We start from the raw sequence: 22393 nt of genomic DNA, 5'->3' as shown, positions 1-22393 counted from the left end.
ATTACAGGATATTAAAACTATTCATGAGCGCCCAGCCGAAGTTCAAGAAAGAAAAATACCGGGTCATTGGGAAGCTGATTTAATTAAAGGTAAAGACAATAAAAGTTCGATAGCAACACTTATTGAACGAAATACACGGCTCTGTATCTTGGCAACATTACCTGATGCAAAGGCAGAATCAGTGCGCAAGGCTTTAACTGAAGCTCTGAAATATTTACCTGCAGAACTGCGTAAAACGTTGACCTATGACCGTGGACGCGAGATGGCAGAACATAAAATACTTGAAGAAGATTTAGGCATAGATGTATATTTCTGTGACCCACATTCACCCTGGCAAAAAGGCACATGCGAAAATATGAATGGTTTAATTAGGCAATATTTACCTAAAGGGATTGATTTAAATCAGGCAGATCAGCATTATTTAAATCAAGTTGCCATGTCACTGAATACTCGTCCTAGAAAAGCGTTAGATTGGCTTACACCATTAGAGAAATTTGCTCAGCTTGTTGATTATCATAAGACTTTTCAAACTGTCGCACCTCATGTTTGAATTCGCCTAATGATGATTGCTACAACAATGGCAAACATCCTAAACCCTTGATTATATCCACCTTGCTGATAGCCACAAAAACTGCATAATTTATCATTGCTTGTAATAAGGCTATTGCAGTAAGTACATTTTTTCCCTCTATCCATTGCTCTCCCCAAACATTAAAAATAATTATTGCTATTTTTTAGCCTTGTTTTAGTTTAAATGCAATATTTTTTAGATGAAATGACTGCCGAGTTATTTAACCCATCAATTAATGAGTTATTTTTTAAATAACTATTTTTATAATATTTAGCCATAAAAAAGCCTGACTTTAAATCATCAGGCTTTTTCTAATTTAGCAGTTCGTCAAAAACGCCAGTTATAAAACATATCAACTGCCCTGTCTAAAGCAGAACTGGCTTCAATGTAAAGGCGCCGATTTAACTGATAGCGTAAGGTTAAGCGATTAACCGGTGTAAATACCCCTACGCCATAGCGCAAGTAAAGGTCCGGGGTAATATAACCTGTCAGACTTACTTGTGTATCATCACCTACTCCTTCAGCATCCAGTGTAAGTGAATCCAGGCCAAAGGTTCTGCCAATACGGTTTGTAATTTTACGTGTACCACCAAGGCCCATGCTGATCCCTGCCGCTGCAATGGTATTGTTCACTTCACTCTTAAATCCTGCCGTATTATTGACGGTCGGGTTGGCTGAGCTGATTCTACCTGTGAGCAACGCATTTAAAGCCTCTTGTTCTGACAGGCCAGCGTCGTTGTAAACGGCAATGTTGGGATTACTTGCCCGGCCAGTCACACGCACGCCAATGGTACGGTTACTTACTTCTTTGGTAGCATCAATGTCCAGTGTTGGCTGGGTGATAATGCCATTGAAGCGTGCTATACCACGGTTAAGCTGCAAGCGCTGGCCAAATGCCTCAATGGTTACATTCTGGCGTACACCAATTGCGCCATTCCCGCGCATGGCAGCATCCAAGCCGCGCTGGGTAAGGTTCAGTTTTCCACCCAGTGGAATACTGGTTCCAAACCCACGGAAATACACATCATCCCCCAGTGCAAGGTCAATATCAGCATAAATACCCCATGGCCGGGCTGCTTTCATCACACGCTCATCCACTTGATCGCTGCGTACGATACGTACATCTCCTGATTTGGCAATGACATCAGCATTATTTTCCGGTAAGGAAATAACAGCACTTGGAATATCTACATTACCATTAACGCTAATCTGGCGTTCGGTGGGTAAGATTCTGGCATCAATGGAAGGGGTTACCCGTGCGGTTAGCAAGGGCGCCTGCCGGATCAGCAAACGTTCTCCCCTTAAGCTCAGGTTCACATAGGGAACACCTTGCCAGTTTGCATCACCAGTCAGTTTTCCTAGTCCATCACCACTATAGAAGCTGCCATCCAGTGTTGCTTCGGTTCCGCGAACACTGGAGCTTAAGTTAATACGGTTTAAGTTGATCGGCAGGTTATTCATGGCAACCTGACCATCACGCAGACGGAATTCGCCATAAAAATCCGGCGCAGTGAGCGGCCCGGAAACACCACCTGCCAGTGAAGCCACACCGTTTAAGACCCGCATGCCGGGAAAAAATGGCTTAAAGATATTGACCTGAACATTTTCCAGCACCAGCGCACCGTTAACTGTTTTCGGAGTTACGCTGGGATTAATGGTGGCATCAATATAGCCCTTACCAATTCCCGGCGTTTTGGCATCAAAGCGCAGTTTGATCCCATCTGGCTGTGTGACTGCAATCAGGCTTAGACGCTGGTAAGGCAAGGTTAAGGGATCATCCTGTGGGTCCTCTGGTGCCAAGCCGATTTCACCATTATCGGTATAAATCTGGGCATTTAAGGTTGGGGCATTATTGCCAAGCCAGGTCACCTTGGCATGACCAAACATCTTGCCGTTCCATGCTACACCTTGGGGCATGAAAGCCTGAAAACTGCCAATATCCAGATTTTGCAACTGAACGGCAACCAGCCCTTTGGCACTACTGGCTTGCAAAGGTTCGGTCAGGCATAACTTGCTTCCTGCACCTGCCCAGCAATGCTGATCCAGATACACAGCACCACCTTGGGAGCGATAAATCAGGGCTGCCGGTTTATCCTGATTAAGGGTTAGCTGACGGGTAGATAAAAGCCCTTTTTGCACTTGTCCCAGCCAATCATTATTGGCATTTAAGCCACCAGCCAACTGTACACTAAAGCGGGTGGCAGGATTTACGCCATTGCCAGCAATTTGTAATACATGGGCAGCTTTGGTACCAACCAGCAATACACGGCCTTGCTTTAAAGTCTGGGTTCCACGCTTAAGATTCTGTATATCCAGTTGAAGCTGACCTGGCTGACGGCCGAGTTGCGGGATACGTCCGATCAGGCTGGCTTGCTGAATGGTGATCTGGTTTTTAAAGGAAAACCGGTCAACCTTGAGATTAATCAGGGCATCAGGTTGCCGTTCATCGCCAGTCAGACTAATGCGTCCAATAATCCTGCCGGTAATACCAGGATAAAGCTGGTTGAGTGCCGGTGCATTAACATCCAGCGCCAAGCGGTTAGAGTTACCATTGGCAAATACCTGATTGCCAGCAAAGGATAAAATCAGGTTTTGAGCCTCAAACCGGCTGGGTAACAGGCCATTTTTCTGGTCTGCACTCAAACTGACAAACAGTGAACCACGGCCAATTACGGGCTGATTTTTAATTACACCATCCAGATTCAGATTGGTGAGCTGAATTTCCTTGCGGTTGGTCTGCCAGCGTCCAGTCGTATCGAAATTACCACTAACCCAGCCTGCATAACCACTGGCAAAAAAGCCTGGATTAAAGCGGTCTAATACACCTTTTAAGCGCCACGCCGGGCCTTGAGACAAGTCTACCTGACCATTCAAATTGATCTTGCCCGCAGCTCCATCGTGCCTGAATTCATCAATATTAATGAGTTTTGGCGTACCCGATACCTTGATGATTAGATCACCATTAGGTACATCAGGTGTTTTTAAGTCGCCATTAAACTGTATTGCGAAACTTTTTAAGCCAGTTTGTTTTGGAGCTTTTTTCTGATGACTGGAATCATACATGAGTAAAGCTGCTGTCGCGTTGCCTGTGAGCTCTACAGTACGGCCAGCCTGCCCACCAGATGCCGGGATATAACCAGACAACCGGGTGTTTTTAAGTACAATAACCTGCTTGTTGTTATTGTTACTGCTATAACCACTGGCATTAATAGTGCCATTTAATCGCTTGAACGGTACAGCAGCAACCAGTTGGCTTGGGTCAAAGTTCTGGGTTGTTGCTTTGGCCTGCCATTGCAAACCCTGCTTGCCTTGTGGCAGTTTTACATTGGCATTACCTAGCAAATTACCTGCGCTTCCCTGATATTTAATCTCTGGAATATCCAAGAGGTTATTTTTCTTGTGAACTAGGGCATGATACTGGCCAGCAGGCAATATACCTTCTTTGCTTTCACCCACACTAACATTCACATTAGCATTTAAGCGGTTTTGCGGCAGGCTTAATACCGCATGTCCGGTGGGACTGTTTAAATAACCGACTGTTGCCATTTTACGGTTAATATTCTTCCAGTGTGCATCAATCCACAATGGCTGAGTACTGTTACCCAGCGAGCCTTTACGCGCAATCCCGGCCAGCCATGTTTCGCGGCTATCCAGTCGCACTGCAGCATATAAATGCGGAATAGCCGACAGCTCGCCTTTGGAATACAAGTTGCCGTTGATTACAGGCGGGAGATAACCGCGAATGGCTTCAGGGACAGTCTTGTCCTGTGAGTTCAGGCCATTGGCGCGTCCGGTAATATCCCAATGCACATGGTTCTGCCAACTTACCATTCCCTGAGTCTGAAGCGTACCATCCATCAGGCGACCATTTAGCGCGCGAATATCCAGACTCTTGAAGTTGGTGGCCAATTGCGCCTGATAATCACCGGTTGGAATAGATTTACCTGAAAGATCAGTTTGCAAATTAATGGTTAGGCCTGACGTTGTACCATCAATCAGGGCACCACCGGACTTTGAAAACAGGTTTTGCTGTAGTGCAAAAGGCCACTTAAAGTTACGCCAGTCGAGTTGCCCAGCGTAAGGCACATCCTTACGCACCGGATGCAGCAAGACCTGTCCCTTCATAAAACCCGGCTTATCGGCAGGAATAGCTACTCCAACCCGCAAGTTATCAACATCGCCGCGGCCTGCTACAAAGATGCGTTGTACATTCAGGTTTTTCAAACCTGGAATTACCAACTGCCCATTCACATGCAAGGGATATTTATCGTGAAATTCAATTTTACCAGTGATTTCCTGTGCCATCAGATAAGGTAATTTCAGACTGGAATTTTTCATTTCCAGCTTGGTACCTGACCAGACAGCATCATGCAGCACTACTTCATTAAAGCGGAACGTGCTGTTAGGTTTGGTTTGAATGGACAAGCCATGCACAAAGCCTTCGTCAAAGCGCAAAGTCACCGGCAATTTAAGTTGCTTAAAGTCAAATGGCTTATCTGAAGGTGGGGTCTTTTTGACGATTTTTAATTCATCAATTGAGGCATAACGGAAATGCAGCTCACGGCTTACCAGAGCACGCCATCCAATTTTAACAATTGCCTGTTCAGCAAGTACATCAACTGACTTGGTGGTGACCTTAATATTAGTGAGGATAACCCCTTTTTGCAGGTTGCCACTTTTAAAGGTATAGGTGACCATTGACTGACGACTGGTTAACAGGGCCAGTAATTTCTTGCTGCCTTCTTCGGTAGTGGTCATATAAGCCACAGTAGCAACCAGCGCCAGCAAGCCAGCAACAAGAATCAGTAAAATCCATCTTAAGCGGCGGTGTTTTCTAGGCAGCTTTCTGGGCGGCTGATGATTTCCATTGCCAGTACTATTTTCTGCTGGTACGGATGGGTTGTTATCATCATGAACAGGTTTATTAGACATTCGTTTAAAATTCCAAACTTACAACTGCGGGCCAATAAAGAAATGAAGACGAATAGGAATTTCTTTTTCCGATACGCCCGCACCCACATCCACCCGGATTGGCCCCACTGGTGAAGACCAGCGCACCCCAATACCTGCACCCACTTTGACAGGATCGTTAAAATCCTTGTCAAAAGCATTACCAGCATCAACAAATACTGCCCCACGCCATTTTGGAATAAACTGATAATTATATTCCAGCGACCCGACTGCAAGATTTTGTCCGCCAATCAGATAACCATTTTTCTCGGTAGACAAGCTTTTATAGTCATAACCACGAATACTCTGGTCACCGCCTGCAAAGAATCGCAGGTTATAGGGCACGTCTTCAAAATTATCAGTCACAATGGTTGAGGCATCGGCACGCCCCACAAACTGATGGTTATCATTTTCGCCAAATGAATAAATAAAGCGCCAGCCACCGCGCAATATGGCCATGTCTGCGTCGGTAAGCAACTTTTTACTGCCCACTTCAACCTGATAAAACTGCCGGAACGCCCGCGTTGGATCTAACCGGCCTACGGTATAGGTTTTGCTTAAGCCATAACCAAACAGCAAGGCTTCCTGTTCAAAACGTGAGCTTTGCAGGTTAAAGGGTGGTGGCAGATCAGCCTGATTGATATTGTCCTTATTGCGCTCAAGCTGATCCAGCCGGTAACGTGCTGAGATAGTATGTTGCCAGTCACCATTCTTGGGCTTGATGGCGCGCTCCACCCCGACAGTGGCGGTATTGATTACCAGCCCCAAATCCCGGCCAGCATCCTTGCGCTCTTCTTTCTCATAACCGCCAAAAATACTGATCGTATCTTCCAGCGGATGCTTATAAGGCAGGTTATAACGCACATCAATGGCCTGACGGATCTTGGACAGCTCCAGGTTGGATTCCAGACTATGCCCGCGCAAATTGACCAGTGCTTTACGATACTGGCTTCTTAAACGAAATTCGGTATCGGTGCCATACCCGACACCCACTTCGGCACTGTTGGGCTTGTCTGCATTAACTGTTACTACTACCGGAATAACTTTGGTTTCACGAACTTTTGCCTGTGCCTGCTTGCGCTCTACTTCCTTTTGCTCAGCTTCAGAGAGTTTTTGCTGGGCTTCAGTACTGCGCTGCAACGGGGTATCACCTTCAGCAACCCCTGCAAATTGTGTTTCATCCACCGCAGGAGTATTTGCCGTTTCTGCTTGCTGCTGCTCACCACTTTCATTGTTAATAGCCAGTGACTGGCGTTGCAGCGTGGTTAACTGGTTGACATCAGCATCAGCCGGTAGTTCGATGGGTTTAATGATTGGGTCTGGAATAACAACATCGACCTGCACATTATTAAAGTAACGCGTATCCGACAGATTACGTGACAAGTTATTGACCTTCCACGAACCATAGTCATCATTTTCATCAAAAGGAACCAGTTTTCGCAGCACTTCTTCCTTTAGCGGAATAGGCTCATCAGGATTAGCATTTTTAAACTCAACGGCGCCCAGCTTATAACGTTCCCCACTGTTATAGTCCAGGTTAATGTCAGCGGTATTTTCCGGCAGGGTGACCTTAACGTCATGCATGACCCAGTAACCATCAAAATAACCTTTTTCAGTGCCGGCGGTTGCAATACGGCCTTTGGTTTTTTCATACAGCTCATCATTCATTTGGTCGCCAACTTTCAGATCGGGCTTTTCCCGGATTTCCTGAAAAGTGCGGTCTTCATTGGCTTCACCTTCAAACCGGATGTCCTGGCTTTGTACCATAACCGGTTCGTTGGGCGTAACCAGCACCCTGACTGTTTCTGAATTCACCTGCTCAAAGCGAAATTCAGCCTTGTAATAACCCACTGCCTCTGAGGCTTCCCGAGCCATACTACGCAATTGAGGCAAGGAAGCCCTAAAGTCGCTAAATGCCTCAACCGTATATTGCTCCAGTTTGGCTTCAATATTGTTGGCCAGAATCCGTGGTGCACCTTCTACTCTCGCGGTAATGGTGGGTAAGGATTCACCCAGATCCCCTTTGGGTGGCCAGAAGCGGTACCAGATTCGTTTGAAAATATTTGGCTTTTTTTGTTCACGGGCTTCTTCTGCACCTTTTTCAGGATTTTCAATTGCTGCCGCATTCTCGGTAATCACCTGATCAGGTTTTTTACCCTGGGTCAAGTCAGCATTATCTGCAGAAATCTGGGTTGCTTCACGCGCTTGCTCCAGCTCTGCTTCAGCACTAGCCATTTCATTGATTGGATCAACGTCCTGTACAGGCTGTGCAGGCGCATTATCACCGCCTAAGCCATTAGTAATACTGGAAACGATGAGTTCATTATTGGTGCTTTGAATGACCTCTTCAGGAACATTGGCGCTGGTACTGGGAGCAGTAATCCGGCCAGCATCACTGGCAGCTGCCTGTTTGGCCTGCTGCGCTTCCTGCATGAGGGAGGTAATATCAACTGGCGCCAGTTCCACGTTATCAGTTAATGGCAGATCATTACTGGCAGGCAATAGTGTCGTTACCGGGGCATCACTGCCTGTCACCGGAACTGCCGGTATGCCTGGTTCCGCACCAGCCCATGCAGAAGATCCCAGCAACACTAGCCCTGCACTGATGTGCCAGTAACGACGCAACCCGTTTCCACCACATCCTGCTGGATAAAGGGCCTGACGAAGGGCTTTGACTAATGTTTTTAATGGTGTGTTTGGGGATTGCTGCATGCCGCTCTCAAACATAAAAAACTGGTTCAGTTACAAATCTATAGCTTCAATAATAAACAGACACAAAGCAACTTGCCACTAGTCGAGCTTACAGATATGTTGTTTACATGCAAACTCAACAGTAACTTTTTTAGTCACATCAATGATGAATAATGCTGACACAATAATTTCAGGAGAATAATCCTTTTTATGGCCAGTCAATTTGGGTTAATTACCACCCGCCGCTTCCTGCCCATGTTTTTGACCCAGTTTTTCGGGGCACTTAATGATAATGTATTCAAGCAAAGCCTGTTGCTGGTTTTTACCTACCAGATCGTTAGTACCAGCAGTGCCAATGTGAGTACACTGAATAATATGGCAGCGCTATTGTTTATCCTGCCTTATTTCCTGTTCTCAGCCACCGCGGGCCAGTTAGCTGACCGTTATGAAAAAGCCTGGCTGACGCGCTGGCTAAAGCTGTCTGAAATTATCATTATGCTGTTGGCTACCATTGGGTTTTTAACCCATCAATTATGGCTATTAATGCTGGCGCTATTTTTAATGGGTACGCACTCTACCTTTTTTGGCCCTATCAAATATGCCATTTTGCCGCAGATTTTAAAGCCCAATGAGCTGATGAGTGGTAATGCGCTATTCCAGACGGGCACCTCACTGGCCATCCTGCTGGGTATGATTATTGGCGGCGTGGTCATGGCTAATTCGGATGGCAACCTGCTCTGGGTAAGCCTGACGGTACTGACCATTGCCATTGCAGGCTTTCTCTCGGCACGCTTTATTCTGGCGCAACCCCTGAATGCACCAGACCTTAAAGTGAATTGGAATTTTCTGGCCACCAGTATTGAAACGCTTAAATATAGCTGGCGTGTGCCACCAGTGTTTTATGCCATTATTGGAATTTCATGGTTCTGGTTTTATGGGGCAACCTACCTGACCCAGATTCCACAACTCACCCAGCAAAACCTGCATGGCGGCGAAACTGTGGTATCACTGCTGTTAACCCTGTTTTCAATTGGGGTGGGCATTGGCTCATTGCTGTGCCGCCGCCTGTCTGGTGCCAATGTAAGCCTTAAGCTGGTGCCAATTGGTGCTGCGGGTCTTACCCTGTTTGCAACCGACCTGTTTTTTGCCCTGGGTAGTCTGCCTGCGGTAAGTGGAGAACTGTTAGGGATTACCCAGCTTTTTGCAGAATTTGCCTATTGGCGGGTGATGTTTGACATTGTGATGCTGGGCCTGAGTGGTGGTTTTTATATTGTGCCTTTATATGCCTACATGCAGGAACAGTCGCCAGAAACCCACCGTGCGCGCATTATTGCCGCCAATAATATTTTAAATGCCCTGTTTATGGTGGTTTCAGCTGTGATTTCCATTGTGGTGTTAAGCCTGCTGCATTTATCTCTGGCCAGCCTGTTTTTGTTTACAGCACTATTGAATGCACTGGTATGCTATTTTGTTTTAAATAAATTACGCCGGTTGCCTACGGATTCTTCTGGCAATACCATAAAGCCATCTGCCTGATTTTACCTGCACTATCCTGTTTTTAAAAAGAGAAAGCCCATGCGCCACTATCGTTTTTCTGACCATCTGATTGATTCTTTTGATCAGGCTCTGCGCAGTCTGGTACCCGGTTCCACAGTGGCTGAGCGCCCGGCGCCTGGACAACAAGCCCAAAGTACCTTAACGGTCAATCAGGCTCGGCATGTGGCTGGCCTGATGCGGGTCAACCATAGTGGTGAAGTGTGCGCGCAGGCGTTGTATCAGGGACAGGCACTTACTGCCCGCCTGCCCCGGGTTAAACAGGAAATGCAGCAGGCCGCACGCGAGGAACAGGATCATCTGGCCTGGTGTGAACAGCGTTTGCGTGAACTGGACAGTTATCCCAGTTTGCTCAATCCATTGTGGTATGGGCTGTCTTATAGCATGGGCGCACTGGCTGGCCTTGCTGGAGATGAATATAGTCTGGGTTTTGTAGCAGAAACTGAAAAACAGGTAAGCGCCCATCTCGCGTCGCATTTAAGTCAGCTTCCAGAAAATGATGACCGCAGCCGGGCCATTTTGGAGCAAATGAATGAAGATGAATTGCATCACCGGGAAACCGCGCTGGCTGCGGGTGGCCGTGAGTTGCCTAAACCCGTGCAAGGTGCAATGTCGCTGATTTCCAAAACCATGACCAAGACCAGCTATTTCTTTTAGCTAGGTTGTTCTGGTTTAGATTCGTTTAATTAAAAATTTTGCCAACCATTTTATTATAAAACCAACGCCTATGGACCTAATGAAGGTATATGAGCGTTGGTGTGATTAAACATCACCAATACTAAAATCAACTCTAAATTTAAAAAACAGGTTTACCAGCAGCATCATAGTCAGCGCAGGATCACGACAATACCATTTCCTGATACATCGCTGCTTTTATGCCATCAATGCCAGACAGCTCGCAGCTTTTATCGTAAAGCCAGTCCTGCTTTTGAATATCACGTGCAATGCGGCTAATCGGACGCGGCCATTGCACCGAATAGTATCCCCCGGTTTCACCCTTGTGGGCAGAACCTACGGCTAAATCGACAGCCATAATGCCCGCACGTTCGGGGCTAATCAAAAACAGGCGCAATAACAAATACACCAGCCGTGGCAAATCGCGCCAGATTTCAGAATCCACACCGCCCGGATGGAACGCTTGGGTAGTTACCCCTTTAGGCAAGCGACGCGCCAGTGCAAAATTAAACATCAGATTGCATAGCTTGGACTGGGCATATGCACTGGCAGGGCTATAAGGCGTTTTACCGCAAAATGAGGCTTCATTAAGCTGACCCAGCATATGGGCGATGGAAGCCACATGAATAATGCGTGCTTCACCACTGACTGGTACAGCTGCTTCCAGCAATGGTAGCAACAGATGGGTAAGCAGAAATGCGCCCAGATAGTTCACCCCAAACTGCAATTCAAAACCGTTCTGGGTAAATTGCTGATTGAGAGGCGCAATGCCTGCATTATTAATCAGAACATCCAGACACTTATGGTTCTGTTTAAAAGCCGCAACCATCTGATGAATAGACTCAAACGAAGCCAGATCCAGTTGATATAGCTCTACGGTTGCCGTGGGTACAGCCTGCAAAATCTGCTGACGTGCTGCCTCGGCTTTTGACATATTGCGGCAAGCCAGACATACAGTAACCCCCGTACGAACCAGATCAAGGGCGGTGGCCAACCCAATGCCAGAATTTGCGCCCGTAATCAGTGCTATTTTTTTCATCATTGTTACCCAGGACAATAATTTAAAGTTTTTGAAGTAATTTTTGGTTTTATTCAAAAACTTTGTGAATAATGAAGTAGAATCCACTATTAATTAGGAAATAAATCAGTTTCCTACAAATTAATATGAACTAGTTTACATAATTTGAATGGGCGCCACTTTACATCTGACATCGGGTGCTGTCAAACGTAATTCTGACAGAAGGTAAAATAAAATTGGAAAAACGGATTTATGCGGGTATTGATCTAACTACCCGTAAAGCTGAAAGAAAAATGCGTTTTATTGAAGCTGGTATAAAAATTATTGGCATAAACGGCTACCGTAGCGCCACCTTGCGTGCCTTGTGCAGTGAAGCAGGCCTAACCGAACGCTATTTCTATGAGTCGTTTTGCAGCACAGAAACTCTTTTTCTGGCAGTGCTGGATCACCTGACTCTGGATTTTAAAACCCGGCTGCTGGCCTTGATCAAATTACATACACGACCACAGAACGGTGCCGAGCAAAGTAAGGATCAAAACCTTGCTAAACAAACTGATTTGGCACGTCTGGCGTTGAGCCTTTATTTTACCGAAGTACGAAATCCGGTATTTGCTCGTATTACCCTGATAGAAGTATTGGGCATGAGCCCAACGGTGGATCAGAAATACATTGAAAATACCCGTGAATTTTCAGTATTGGTGACACAAATTATCCGTGCCATTGAACCTGACATCCGTATTGAACCACAGGATGAAGAGATCGTGGGCACAGCACTGGTTGGCTCAATTATTACCGCAGCAACGGGCTGGATGCTGCAAGGCTATCCTTACAGTATTGAACAGATGGTAAATAACTGCCTGAAAATTCTGACGGGTACGGCGCGCCAGTTAATTTCATCAGCATTTCAGGACAACGTAATTCCCGTAGCAACCACTGCAATGAATAAACCGATTAGCGCACCTTGAGTCAATTTTTTGGGCAAATACGTGGCTGTTAGTACCACCAGATAGGCTGCCATTGCTAGTACTAGCCAACCTGCTGCAATACCAACCGTGATGCCCCATGTGGACATGCAATACACCAGTGCCAGGCTGATCAGGATTAATCCAGCCAATCGCAGCAGTAACAGAGCGGGATTGACTGGCCATGCTGCAAATACCGTCTGGCTGTTTTTGACAGTGTGACTTTGTTGAATATGACTTTTGTGAAAGAGGCGTTTCATAAAATGGCTGTTGACAGAATGCCGACGCGTCGTAGCACACAGTAGGGCAAAACCGCTATAAGCAAATGCCAGAGAAGCAATCATCATATCCCGCTCTCTTCTTTTATCAGTTGCGGTGGCGTGAGTGGTTGCTGTGCCACCTTTAAGGCAGCAACCTGCTGGCGGGATTCTGCACGCCGCTCAATTTTTTGTTGCATTCTGGCTAGCACCTGATGCTGATTTTTAATCAGATAGCCCAGCATTATCCAGAACAAAGCAGCAAACACCAGCATGATTAAATCAAACCCGGCCAATGACCATTGCTGATTGATGACCGTGGTCAGCAAACTGGCTTGCGGCGTTACCATCAGATTAATCACTGGTATTGCGGCAAAAAACAGTCCGGCAATAAATAATTGTTCTTTCCATGCCTTAGCCCACGGACGTAACAAGGCATGAATCAGCAGACCTAGCCACATCATAAAGAAAACCCGGATTTCCAGATCAGCACGATTTTCCAGCTGGGTATCAATCAGGCGATTCGCCATAAAATAACTGGCCATGGCAGTTGGTAAACCGACAATGGCTACCACATTAAACCGTTCAACCAGATAATGCCCAACATGAAATTTGCCGGGTTTTTGCTGTTGCATGCGACGCTTGACTGTCCACAGCACCATGCCCGAGCCAATCATACAGCAGCCCAGAATTCCAGAGCTAAACAGCAGCCAGCGCATCGGCCAGTCCGCCACATGCGCCATGTGCAATCCATATACTGTACCCGCAGCCACTGCCATGGCACTTTGTGACTGACCGGATGACAACAACGTGCCATTGATGGCATTCATTTGAATACCGGGAACACGGATATTCAATGAACTTTCTACCGCAGGCACAAAGCTCACTGTTGCACTTTGATCGTTGGGCGCGCTCATTTCAATACGTGCAATTTTCTGTCCTTGAAGAGCATGATATGCTTGTTTCAGCATCTGGTCAAATGCCAGCATTGATCCCGGTTTACCGGTTGCTTCTGGCATCAATGCACTGCGATTCATTTCATCAAAAAACTGGTTACGCTCATTGCCGTATTTGGCCGCCATGCCCCATGGCATATAAATGTAGAAAAAAATCACCAGTCCAGTATAGGTAATCATGATAAAAAACGGCAGCGACATGACCGAGCTTACATTATGAAAATCCAGCCAGGAACGCTGGCCCTTGCGCGGGCGAAAAGTAAAAAAGTCGATAATAATTTTTTTATGAGTGATCACGCCCGTAATGAGTGCCATGAACATGAGCATGGCTGCAATGCCGACAATAATTCGGCCAATCAGCACTGGAAAACCAAACAGCTCAAAATGAAAACGGTAAAAAAATTCACCGCCCCGGGTATCACGCGCAGCAATTTTCTCCCCGGTTTGCGGATTTAGGTTGGCATTATCATAGCCTTTGTCACTGCTCCAGTATGCATTAATGGTTTGCTGGCGCTGATCTGGCAAGGTGATGTACCAGCTTTTAGCATCAGGTGCCAGCTTCTGCATGCTGTTTAATGCCACCAGAGCTGCCTGCTGGTTAGACACTGGCTGCAACTGAAGCTCAGGTGTCATCCACTGGCTGATTTCTTCTTTAAAGTAAGCCGACGTTCCGGTCGCAAAAATGGCAAACATTACCCAGCCCAATACCAGACCCGTCCAGGTATGCAACCATGCCATTGACTGACGAAAACCATTTTTCATATTTTATCCCGCTATGCCAGACTGTAGCGCAAAATACAGGGTTGCCATCGCACCAATTGACATGGCCAGAATCAGGTATAAGTTAAACAAGGATTTAATGGCAAAAACCCAGATAAGAATTCCTGCAAACCACAGATAGCTCAGCATGCTGGATAGCATCACCGCATCGGCACGGGTCATGGGTAACAGGACGGCTGTCACCGCAGTGATATAGCCAGTTAATATATAACCGCCAATGAATCCGGCCAGTACACGTAACAATATCTGAAACCGGTAGCGGGCATTGTCACCAAGCCAGCGTATCTTATTTGTCATCATTGCTGATGTCTCATTGCTTATATCTCATGGGTATCTATGCCCCTGCTTTTACCCCGATTATTTTCTATAACACCCTGCTTTATTAATAGCTTGACCAACAAACCTTTGCTAACTTGGTCGTAGAAAATCAGTGGTAATATAGTAAATGATATTCATTATTATTTTCAATCATTATCTTAAAGCTTTAGCAAATCTGCTCACATAAAAAAAAGACTTCCGGAAAAGTCTTTTTTGAAATGTTAGTTCTTGATATTAAGCTTTAGGGGCTACCATATGTTCTGGCCTTACCACCTGATCAAATTGCTCAGCCGTAACCAAGCCCAAATCAACCGCGACCTGCTTTAAGGTTTTGCCTTCCTTATAGGCTGTTTTGGCAACCTTGGCCGCATTTTCATAGCCAATCACCGGGTTTAGCGCGGTTACCAGCATCAGCGAGTTATGCAGGTAATGTTCAATTTTTTCCAGATTGGGTTCAATGCCATAGGCACAGTTATCATTAAAACTGTTACAGACATCGCCCAGCAAGCGAATGGATTGCAGCAGGTTAAAGGCAATGACTGGCATAAATACGTTGAGTTCAAAATTGCCCGAGGCTCCCGCCACATTAATAGTGGTGTCATTACCCAGAACCTGAGCCACCACCATGGTCATGGCTTCAGACTGTGTGGGATTCACCTTGCCCGGCATAATACTGGAACCCGGCTCATTTTCGGGAATGCGGATTTCTCCAATACCACAACGCGGGCCACTGGACAGCCAGCGAATATCATTGGCAATCTTGTTCAGGCTCACTGCCAGCGTCTTAAGCGCACCCGACGCAAATACCGCAGCATCACGCGCGGCCAAGGCTTCAAATTTGTTGGGGGCAGTCACAAACGGCAAGCCGGTTAATTCGGCAATTTTATCCGCACTTTTTGCTGCATAATCCGGATGGGCATTTAAGCCCGTGCCCACTGCCGTACCCCCCAGCGGCAATTCATATAATCCCTGCAAGGCCTGATTCAGACGCTTTAAGCCATGATCCAGCTGACACACATAGCCACTAAATTCCTGCCCCAAGGTTAAAGGGGTTGCATCCTGCAAATGGGTACGGCCAATTTTAACAATACTCTCAAAGTCACGGGATTTCTGCTCGAGCGTATCACGCAACTGTTTTACGGCTGGAATCAGCAATTCATTGATTTCAACCGCGGCTGCCACATGAATGGCCGTGGGAAAAGAATCATTGGTGGATTGCGCACGATTGACATGATCATTGGGATGCACTGGATATTGCGCGCCCAATGCCTGCCCTACACTTAAATTGGCAATATTGGCAATGACTTCATTGCAGTTCATATTGCTTTGCGTGCCGGAACCAGTTTGCCAGACCACTAAGGGAAATTGCTCATCCCATTTGCCTGCAATTACCTGCTCTGCCGCTGGAACAATAAGCTGTGAAATTTCTTTTGAAATCTGGCCAAGCTCAGCATTCACCATTGCTGCCGCTTTTTTAACCGTGCCCATGGCTTTAATCATGGGACGTGGCATGCGCTCCTGCCCAATTTTAAAATTCTGCAAACTGCGCTGAGTTTGCGCGCCCCAATAGACATTAGCCGGGACTTCAATTTCGCCCATTGTGTCATGTTCAATACGTGTTTCCATGCATAGCTCCACTTCATCTTTAGAAAATACAGTTTTAACAGGACAAAATAAGCTGGCTAGGCCTGGTGGGGCAAAATGAGCTGGCCAAGGCAGCATAATAAAATTTGTTGTTATCTGCTATGGTTTTAGATGGTATGCCAGAATAATAATAATTTGTTTTTGCATCAAAACAGGCTTTGATGCAAGTTTGTTAAGTTGAGTTAATTATAAGAATTAAAAAAGCATAACTAGCTAGTTGAGTGGCCGAACAAACTGGTAAAAACGCCATAAATCAGTGGCCATTTCTTCTACACTGCGCTTGGCTTGCCAGTTGAGGATTTTTTGTGCTTTCTCAGGATTACCCACTAGACTACCCACATCGCCAGCACGTGCACCGACAACCTGCTGTGGTACGGGTTGCTGGGTTACGTCTGCAAAGATTTCAGCAACTTCTTTAACCGAAGTGCCTTTACCGGTACAAATATTAAAAGCTTCCAGCGCTTGAACCTGATTAAATAACCAGCTTAGGGCATGCATATTGGCTTCAGCAACATCCAGAACGTGAATATAATCGCGCACGCCTGTGCCATCTATCGTGGTGTACTGATCACCATAGATTTCCAGTGTTTCACGTTCTTGCCGCGCCAGTTGCACCAGATAGGGCATCAGATTGGATGGCAGGCTGCCCGGCCATTCTCCCAGTACACCCGTCGGATAGGCACCCGCTACATTGCCATAGCGCATAATGGCAATCCGCCAGTCAGTATCAGCCTGTGCTACGTCCCGAACAATCTGTTCAGACATTTGCAAACTTTTGGCATACGGACTGGCAGGATTAAATACAGTATCTTCGGTCACCGGTTCAGCTTGATCAGCGCCATAAACAGCCAGTGATGAACAAAGCAGCAGGGTTTTAACGGAAGTACGCTGCATGGCACGCAAAATACTGGTGGTACAGGTTACATTGTTATTATAAAAATCCAGCGGCTGATTGATAGAATCTGGTATGGATTTGTTGGACGCAGTATGCACAATGGCTGTTACTGCATATTGTTCAATAGTACGCTGTAAAGCCGGGGTATTTCTGACATCAAGACGGATGAAAGTAACATATCGCCCTGCCATGTATTCAAGGCGCTCCAGTACTTCCATTTTACTGTTGCATAAATTATCAACCAAGATGACGTCATGACCGTTTGCCAGTAGTATCGCAGCCATATGTGACCCGATATATCCCAAGCCTCCTGTCACTAAAATCATGAAATTACCTCAATTTATATTCTAAAATGCTTAGCAGCATTATGATAGATGAATTTTTATGTTGGAATCATGACCATCATGACACTACTTTTGTTAACACAGCCAGGTACTCATCCTGTCGCATGGCATGCGTTTAGACTTGCTCAGTCTTTGATTCAAGCCCAACATACTGTTCAGGTTTTCTTTTATCAGGATGCCGTAACAATTGCAAATGCCTTAAACTGGCGACCACAGGATGAACCCAATCTGGGGCAACAATGGCAAAGTCTGGGTATTGATTTACCTGTATGCGTTAGTGCTGCCTTAAACCGTGGTATTACTGATTCAGACAATGCCGAGCGCCACCAGCTCAGCACCGCCAACCTGCTCTCGGGATTTCGCCTGGCAGGCTTGGGAGAATTGGCTGATGCAATGATGACTGCCGAACGTACCCTTCAATTCTAGCAGTTCCAAAGCGCAACAATTCAGAACGCAGCAATTCAAACTGATCTTAAACTGGGGTAAGTCGTGTGAAATCCGTTTTAGTGATTTTTAGTCAGGGTGCAGCTTCTGGCCAAACCTTGCTGGAGGCCTTATCAGCCACTATGGTACTGGCCACATTTGGCCTAAATGTTAAGGTTTGCCTGATCAATGAAGCCATTTCCCTGCTTCAGGCACCTCACCCTACAACTGTTGACCACATAAACCCAATTCCATTTAAACCAGCATATGGCATGGTAGAAAGTTTTGAATTTTATGACTTACTCCCAGTTTGGATATGTCAAAAACAGCAAGAACAGCTTCAGCATTTAGCCCCATCAATTGAATATGAACTGGTCAATTTAAGTTCTGATTTGCTCGCACAGTTTGATCAGGTGCTGTACTGGTAAAATCTTTTGTTCGGTTATCAAGAAAGCTTTATTACAGAGAATCGTATGAGTATAGCGACTTCAACCACACTGCATCAAATTTGCCATGCACCGAGCTTATGGGCAAACTGTATTGAGCAAATCAGTGCTTTATGGCAACCGGATGACGCCTTGATATTGCTTGGCCCAGCAGCACAGGGTATTTTTGACCAGCGCTTGACAGGCTTTAATGAGGTTTATGTGTTACAGGCTGATCTGAATGTTTTAGGTTTTCCTCCTGAGCATATAAGATGTAAAATCCTGAGCTACGATGAATGGGCACAACTGGTATTGCTACATAAGCGGCATATCACCTGGAAATAAATCAATACAGGTTAAGCTATGAATGCCCTGCTTTTTCTATTTATTACTTTATAGCAATGACTATCGCGCATGAATCACATCACTTCTGAACATGAACTCCTGCTGGATCACGATGGCCATTTGCAAAATTATCTGGACTGGACGCCGGAAATTGCGCAAATCATGGCACAAAAAGAAGGTTTAACCCTCACCCCCGCTCATATAACCATCCTGTTTGCCGTACAAAAATTTTACCAGCAGTTTGGTTATGCGCCAGCCACCCGGCCACTCATCAAGTTTTTAATCAAGGAACTGGGTGATCAGATTAGTAATGCCCAGCTTATGCAGGATTTTCAAACCGGGTTGGTTGCACGGACTTTAGCCAGACTGGCCGGATTACCCAAGCCTGCCAATTGCCTGTAATCATTATTAAAAATTAAATTGGATGATTAAAAGAAATAGCATTATTTTTTTGTTGGTGAGCTGGCAGTTTGTTGATTAGCAGCTTGGTTGTCATCGGGGTGCTTGAAACTCCGCATGCCAAAAATGGTTAATACCAGCACCAAAACCATTAAAATCACAATAAAGACCACAAAGGCGCTGCCATAATCTTTGCGCTTAAAGCCACAAAATCGGCATGGTTCCATTGATTTAAGCATCGGGTTTTTGCAGTTCTCACAGATGGATACCACTTCCATTGGCTGCTTCCCTTGGTTTTATCATTCACTCATCATTGCTAAAAATTTGATAGTGATTCAATAAACTTTAGGTGAACAAATATTTTGGCATGTGAATTAATGCATTTTCGTGTAATGCATTTTTTATCTTATTTCAACTTAGTGAATAAAACTTTCCAAAGCGTGGCTTAGGTAAAATCTATCAGGATTATCCCAAGCCACGTCTGGATTTAATCAATTTGATGAAGCTGCCATTTTGCGACGTGCCGCATGCAGTTTTTTATAACTGTCAATTAAGCGCTGGTGCCGGTCAAGTCCTTCAAGCTTCATGCTGGTGGGTGTTAAGCCGTAAAAGCGCACACTACCATCAATAGAACCCAGCACAGCATTCATTCGCTCATTGCCAAACATACGACGAAAATTAACTTCATAATCCTCAAGCTCCAGATCATCGTCTAATAGTACTTCCAGTACTACATTCAGCGCCTGATAAAACAAGCCACGCTCAACCGTGTTGTCGTTATATTGCAGGAAAGTTTCTACCAACTCCTTTGCATCCTCAAACTTTTGCAACGCCAGACAAATCAGTAGCTTTAGTTCCAGAATGGTGAGCTGCCCCCAGACTGTGTTGTCATCAAACTCAATCCCAATCAGCGTGCTGATTTCGGTGTAATCGTCTAGATCACTATCTTCCAGGCGCTTCAGCAGTTTTTTCAGCGCTTTTTTGTCCAGAATATGCAGGTTCAGGATATCTTCGCGAAACAGCAGGGCCTTATTGGTATTATCCCAGATCAGGTCTTCGACCAGATAAATCTCTGAATAATCCGGCACCAGAATACGGCAAGCACTTGCACCCAAATGCTCATACACAGCCATATAAACTTCTTTGCCCATGTCTTTAAGGATGCCAAACAGTGCCGCTGCTTCATCGCTGTTGCAGTGCTTCCCCCCATTGGTAAAGTCCCATTCAACAAACTCAAAGTCAGCTTTTGCACTAAAGAAGCGCCACGACACCACACCGCTGGAATCAATAAAATGCTCAACAAAATTATTGGGTTCAGTAACGGCATGCGTGCTAAAGGTTGGCTGAGGCAAGTCATTTAGCCCCTCAAAACTACGCCCCTGCAACAGCTCAGTCAGACTACGTTCCAGCGCCACTTCAAAGCTGGGATGCGCGCCAAATGACGCAAACACGCCACCAGTACGCGGATTCATCAAGGTCACACACATTACTGGAAACTTGCCACCCAGGGAGGCATCTTTGACCAGTACAGGAAAGCCCTGTTCTTCCAGCCCCTGAATGCCTGCAACAATACCGGGATATTTGGCCAGTACGTGTTGCGGTACATCAGGTAGCGTCATTTCGCCTTCCAGAATTTCACGCTTTATCGCACGTTCAAAAATTTCTGACAAGCACTGCACTTGCGCTTCAGCCAATGTATTGCCTGCACTCATGCCATTACTTAAGTACAGGTTTTCAATTAAATTGGATGGAAAATAAACTGTTTTCCCATCCGACTGGCGCACAAACGGCAATGAGCATATCCCGCGTTTGGTATTGCCAGAATTGGTATCATACAAATGCGAGCCACGCAGCTCGCCATCCGGATTATAAATTTCCAGACAGTAGTCATCTAAAATCTCGGCAGGCAACGCATCCTTTTTGCCCGGCTTAAACCATTTTTCATCGGGATAATGCACAAAATCTGCATTGGCGATATCTTCACCCCAGAACTGGTCGTTATAGAAAAAGTTGCAGTTTAAACGCTCAATAAATTCGCCCAAGGCTGATGCCAATGCACTTTCCTTGGTTGCGCCCTTCCCGTTGGTAAAACACATGGGCGACTGGGCATCACGGATGTGTAGCGACCACACATTGGGCACAATATTACGCCACGATGCAATTTCAATCTTCACGCCCAGATTGGCTAAAATAGCCGACATATTGGCAATGGTTTGTTCCAGTGGCAGGTCTTTGCCAGCAATATAAGTGCTGCTTGCCGAGGTTAAACTTGGCATTAATAACGCTTGCGCATCAGCATCAATGCTTTCGACTTCTTCAATGATAAATTCCGGCCCAGCCTGAATCACCTTCTTGACAGTGCAGCGGTCAATAGAGCGCAAAATGCCCTGCCGGTCTTTGTCAGAGATATCGGCTGGCAGTTCAATCTGAATTTTAAAAATCTGTTTATAGCGATTTTCAGGGTCAACAATATTATTTTGTGATAAGCGGATATTGTCAGTTGGAATATTGCGGGCTGCGCAGTAAACCTTGACAAAGTAGGCAGCACAAAGCGCAGAAGATGCCAGAAAATAGTCAAAAGGCCCAGGCGCTGAGCCATCACCCTTGTAGCGGATGGGCTGATCGGCAATTACCGTAAAGTCATCAAACTTGGCTTCCTGACGAAGGTTATCGATATAATTGACTTTGATTTCCATGCTGGCACCTAAAACTCTTAGGCATCACCACGGATACTTAAGATTGTTAATATTGGGATATAACGTAGATTTGAAACAATGAAGTCTCATAAAAAGGCTTAGGATTAATCCAGAATCTGGTTAAAGAAACATCCAAACTGATTAAGCATTTTTCAGGAAGCTATTTTACAGAAACTTTCTGGCTGTTAGAGGATTTTCGCAAAATTTGAAGATAAAAATAGGTTAAAAAGTGGTTTTAAGATTAGGCCGACATAGTGATTACATAGCAAACTAATAAATTTATAAGATAGGCAATCAGGAGCTTAAGTTATTGATAATTATGGTGGGCCCAGACAGACTTGAACTGGGAACCAACGGATTATGTGTATTAGTTCCGATCTGATCGGACAAAGATCTTGAAAAAGAGAAAGTTACCCGTTTAGATAAAGGTGTCGAATCTTAATCAAACAAAGGTAACTTTCTGATGTTGTATACTACCAATCAAATCATC

General features: G+C 45.5%; 17 protein-coding genes. 8 read left to right on the top strand and 9 right to left on the bottom strand.

Going from position 1 to position 22393, the window contains the following annotated elements:
• On the top strand, window positions 1-550 hold a 550-nt coding region (locus E2B99_RS08250), incomplete at its 5' end, for an IS30 family transposase (protein WP_134244504.1).
• Between the two features lie 348 nt (window positions 551-898).
• Here the strand turns inward: E2B99_RS08250 and E2B99_RS08245 are convergent.
• Window positions 899-5503 (bottom strand): translocation/assembly module TamB domain-containing protein, encoded by a 4605-nt coding sequence (locus E2B99_RS08245; RefSeq protein WP_134244502.1) that lies wholly within the window; start codon window positions 5501-5503, stop codon window positions 899-901.
• Between the two features lie 18 nt (window positions 5504-5521).
• The gene (locus E2B99_RS08240) at window positions 5522-8233 is read right to left on the bottom strand and encodes an autotransporter assembly complex protein TamA (RefSeq protein WP_166739009.1); all 2712 of its coding nucleotides are present in this window, start codon (window positions 8231-8233) and stop codon (window positions 5522-5524) included.
• A gap of 189 nt (window positions 8234-8422) precedes the next feature.
• On the opposite strand from E2B99_RS08240, the gene E2B99_RS08235 reads away from it, so the two are divergent.
• Together E2B99_RS08235 and coq7 are read left to right on the top strand one after the other, a co-directional pair.
• Complete coding sequence (locus tag E2B99_RS08235) at window positions 8423-9748, top strand: MFS transporter (protein ID WP_134244498.1); 1326 nt, start codon at window positions 8423-8425, stop codon at window positions 9746-9748.
• Window positions 9749-9787: 39 nt separating this feature from the next.
• Window positions 9788-10423 (top strand): 2-polyprenyl-3-methyl-6-methoxy-1,4-benzoquinone monooxygenase, encoded by a 636-nt coding sequence (coq7, locus tag E2B99_RS08230; protein WP_134244496.1) that lies wholly within the window; start codon window positions 9788-9790, stop codon window positions 10421-10423.
• A 181-nt stretch (window positions 10424-10604) separates the two neighbouring features.
• On the opposite strand, the gene E2B99_RS08225 is transcribed toward coq7, so the two are convergent.
• Complete coding sequence (locus E2B99_RS08225; RefSeq protein ID WP_134244494.1) at window positions 10605-11483, bottom strand: SDR family NAD(P)-dependent oxidoreductase; 879 nt, start codon at window positions 11481-11483, stop codon at window positions 10605-10607.
• A gap of 212 nt (window positions 11484-11695) precedes the next feature.
• Here E2B99_RS08225 and E2B99_RS08220 point away from each other — a divergent pair, with 212 nt between their 5' ends.
• Window positions 11696-12424: a TetR/AcrR family transcriptional regulator gene (locus tag E2B99_RS08220; protein WP_134244492.1), complete on the top strand. Its 729-nt coding sequence runs from the start codon at window positions 11696-11698 to the stop codon at window positions 12422-12424.
• Here the strand turns inward: E2B99_RS08220 and E2B99_RS08215 are convergent.
• The 5 genes from E2B99_RS08215 to galE all read right to left on the bottom strand — a co-directional run bounded on the left by E2B99_RS08215 (window position 12364) and on the right by galE (window position 17597).
• A complete protein-coding gene (locus tag E2B99_RS08215) occupies window positions 12364-12768 on the bottom strand; it encodes a DUF3325 family protein (protein WP_134244490.1) in 405 nt (134 codons plus the stop codon). The genes E2B99_RS08220 and E2B99_RS08215 overlap by 61 nt on opposite strands.
• Complete coding sequence (locus E2B99_RS08210; RefSeq protein ID WP_134244488.1) at window positions 12765-14396, bottom strand: PepSY-associated TM helix domain-containing protein; 1632 nt, start codon at window positions 14394-14396, stop codon at window positions 12765-12767. The genes E2B99_RS08215 and E2B99_RS08210 overlap by 4 nt, the downstream gene beginning before the upstream one ends.
• A 3-nt stretch (window positions 14397-14399) precedes the next feature.
• Window positions 14400-14714, bottom strand: coding sequence for a hypothetical protein (locus E2B99_RS08205; RefSeq protein ID WP_134244486.1), 315 nt, complete (start codon window positions 14712-14714; stop codon window positions 14400-14402).
• Between the two features lie 252 nt (window positions 14715-14966).
• Window positions 14967-16358 (bottom strand): class II fumarate hydratase, encoded by a 1392-nt coding sequence (fumC, locus tag E2B99_RS08200; protein WP_134244484.1) that lies wholly within the window; start codon window positions 16356-16358, stop codon window positions 14967-14969.
• 231 nt (window positions 16359-16589) lie between these two features.
• Window positions 16590-17597: a UDP-glucose 4-epimerase GalE gene (gene galE / locus E2B99_RS08195; RefSeq protein WP_134244482.1), complete on the bottom strand. Its 1008-nt coding sequence runs from the start codon at window positions 17595-17597 to the stop codon at window positions 16590-16592.
• Window positions 17598-17672: 75 nt separating this feature from the next.
• Between galE and tusD the strand changes: the two genes are divergently transcribed.
• From tusD to E2B99_RS08175, 4 genes are all read left to right on the top strand, one after another.
• Window positions 17673-18041 (top strand): sulfurtransferase complex subunit TusD, encoded by a 369-nt coding sequence (tusD, locus tag E2B99_RS08190; protein WP_134244506.1) that lies wholly within the window; start codon window positions 17673-17675, stop codon window positions 18039-18041.
• Window positions 18042-18106: 65 nt separating this feature from the next.
• On the top strand, window positions 18107-18466 hold the full coding sequence (locus E2B99_RS08185) for a DsrE family protein (RefSeq protein ID WP_134244480.1): 360 nt from the start codon (window positions 18107-18109) through the stop codon (window positions 18464-18466).
• 45 nt (window positions 18467-18511) lie between these two features.
• A complete protein-coding gene (locus tag E2B99_RS08180) occupies window positions 18512-18808 on the top strand; it encodes a hypothetical protein (RefSeq protein ID WP_134244478.1) in 297 nt (98 codons plus the stop codon).
• Window positions 18809-18877: 69 nt separating this feature from the next.
• The gene (locus E2B99_RS08175; RefSeq protein ID WP_134244476.1) at window positions 18878-19210 is read left to right on the top strand and encodes a TusE/DsrC/DsvC family sulfur relay protein; all 333 of its coding nucleotides are present in this window, start codon (window positions 18878-18880) and stop codon (window positions 19208-19210) included.
• 488 nt (window positions 19211-19698) lie between these two features.
• Here E2B99_RS08175 and E2B99_RS08170 read toward each other — a convergent pair whose 3' ends face one another.
• Window positions 19699-21903 (bottom strand): OsmC domain/YcaO domain-containing protein, encoded by a 2205-nt coding sequence (locus E2B99_RS08170; RefSeq protein ID WP_134244474.1) that lies wholly within the window; start codon window positions 21901-21903, stop codon window positions 19699-19701.
• Between the last annotated feature and the right edge of the window lie 490 nt (window positions 21904-22393).

This window comes from Alkanindiges illinoisensis (genome assembly GCF_004377485.1).
GTDB lineage: Bacteria > Pseudomonadota > Gammaproteobacteria > Pseudomonadales > Moraxellaceae > Alkanindiges > Alkanindiges illinoisensis_A.
The sequence above is the reverse complement of the archived record's forward strand: the minus strand, read 5'-3'. Positions and strand labels throughout refer to the sequence as shown.

Excerpts from the sequence above, each read along its gene's own strand:
- E2B99_RS08215 (WP_134244490.1), bottom strand. The coding sequence starts at position 12,768 with ATGATGATTGCTTCTCTGGCATTTGCTTATAGCGGTTTTGCCCTACTG.
- E2B99_RS08210 (WP_134244488.1), bottom strand. The coding sequence starts at position 14,396 with ATGAAAAATGGTTTTCGTCAGTCAATGGCATGGTTGCATACCTGGACG.
- coq7 (WP_134244496.1), top strand. The coding sequence starts at position 9,788 with ATGCGCCACTATCGTTTTTCTGACCATCTGATTGATTCTTTTGATCAG.
- E2B99_RS08180 (WP_134244478.1), top strand. The coding sequence starts at position 18,512 with ATGAGTATAGCGACTTCAACCACACTGCATCAAATTTGCCATGCACCG.
- fumC (WP_134244484.1), bottom strand. The coding sequence starts at position 16,358 with ATGGAAACACGTATTGAACATGACACAATGGGCGAAATTGAAGTCCCG.
- E2B99_RS08175 (WP_134244476.1), top strand. The coding sequence starts at position 18,878 with ATGAATCACATCACTTCTGAACATGAACTCCTGCTGGATCACGATGGC.
- E2B99_RS08240 (WP_166739009.1), bottom strand. The coding sequence starts at position 8,233 with ATGCAGCAATCCCCAAACACACCATTAAAAACATTAGTCAAAGCCCTT.
- E2B99_RS08235 (WP_134244498.1), top strand. The coding sequence starts at position 8,423 with ATGGCCAGTCAATTTGGGTTAATTACCACCCGCCGCTTCCTGCCCATG.
- E2B99_RS08170 (WP_134244474.1), bottom strand. The coding sequence starts at position 21,903 with ATGGAAATCAAAGTCAATTATATCGATAACCTTCGTCAGGAAGCCAAG.
- E2B99_RS08245 (WP_134244502.1), bottom strand. The coding sequence starts at position 5,503 with ATGTCTAATAAACCTGTTCATGATGATAACAACCCATCCGTACCAGCA.
- E2B99_RS08205 (WP_134244486.1), bottom strand. The coding sequence starts at position 14,714 with ATGATGACAAATAAGATACGCTGGCTTGGTGACAATGCCCGCTACCGG.
- galE (WP_134244482.1), bottom strand. The coding sequence starts at position 17,597 with ATGATTTTAGTGACAGGAGGCTTGGGATATATCGGGTCACATATGGCT.
- E2B99_RS08225 (WP_134244494.1), bottom strand. The coding sequence starts at position 11,483 with ATGATGAAAAAAATAGCACTGATTACGGGCGCAAATTCTGGCATTGGG.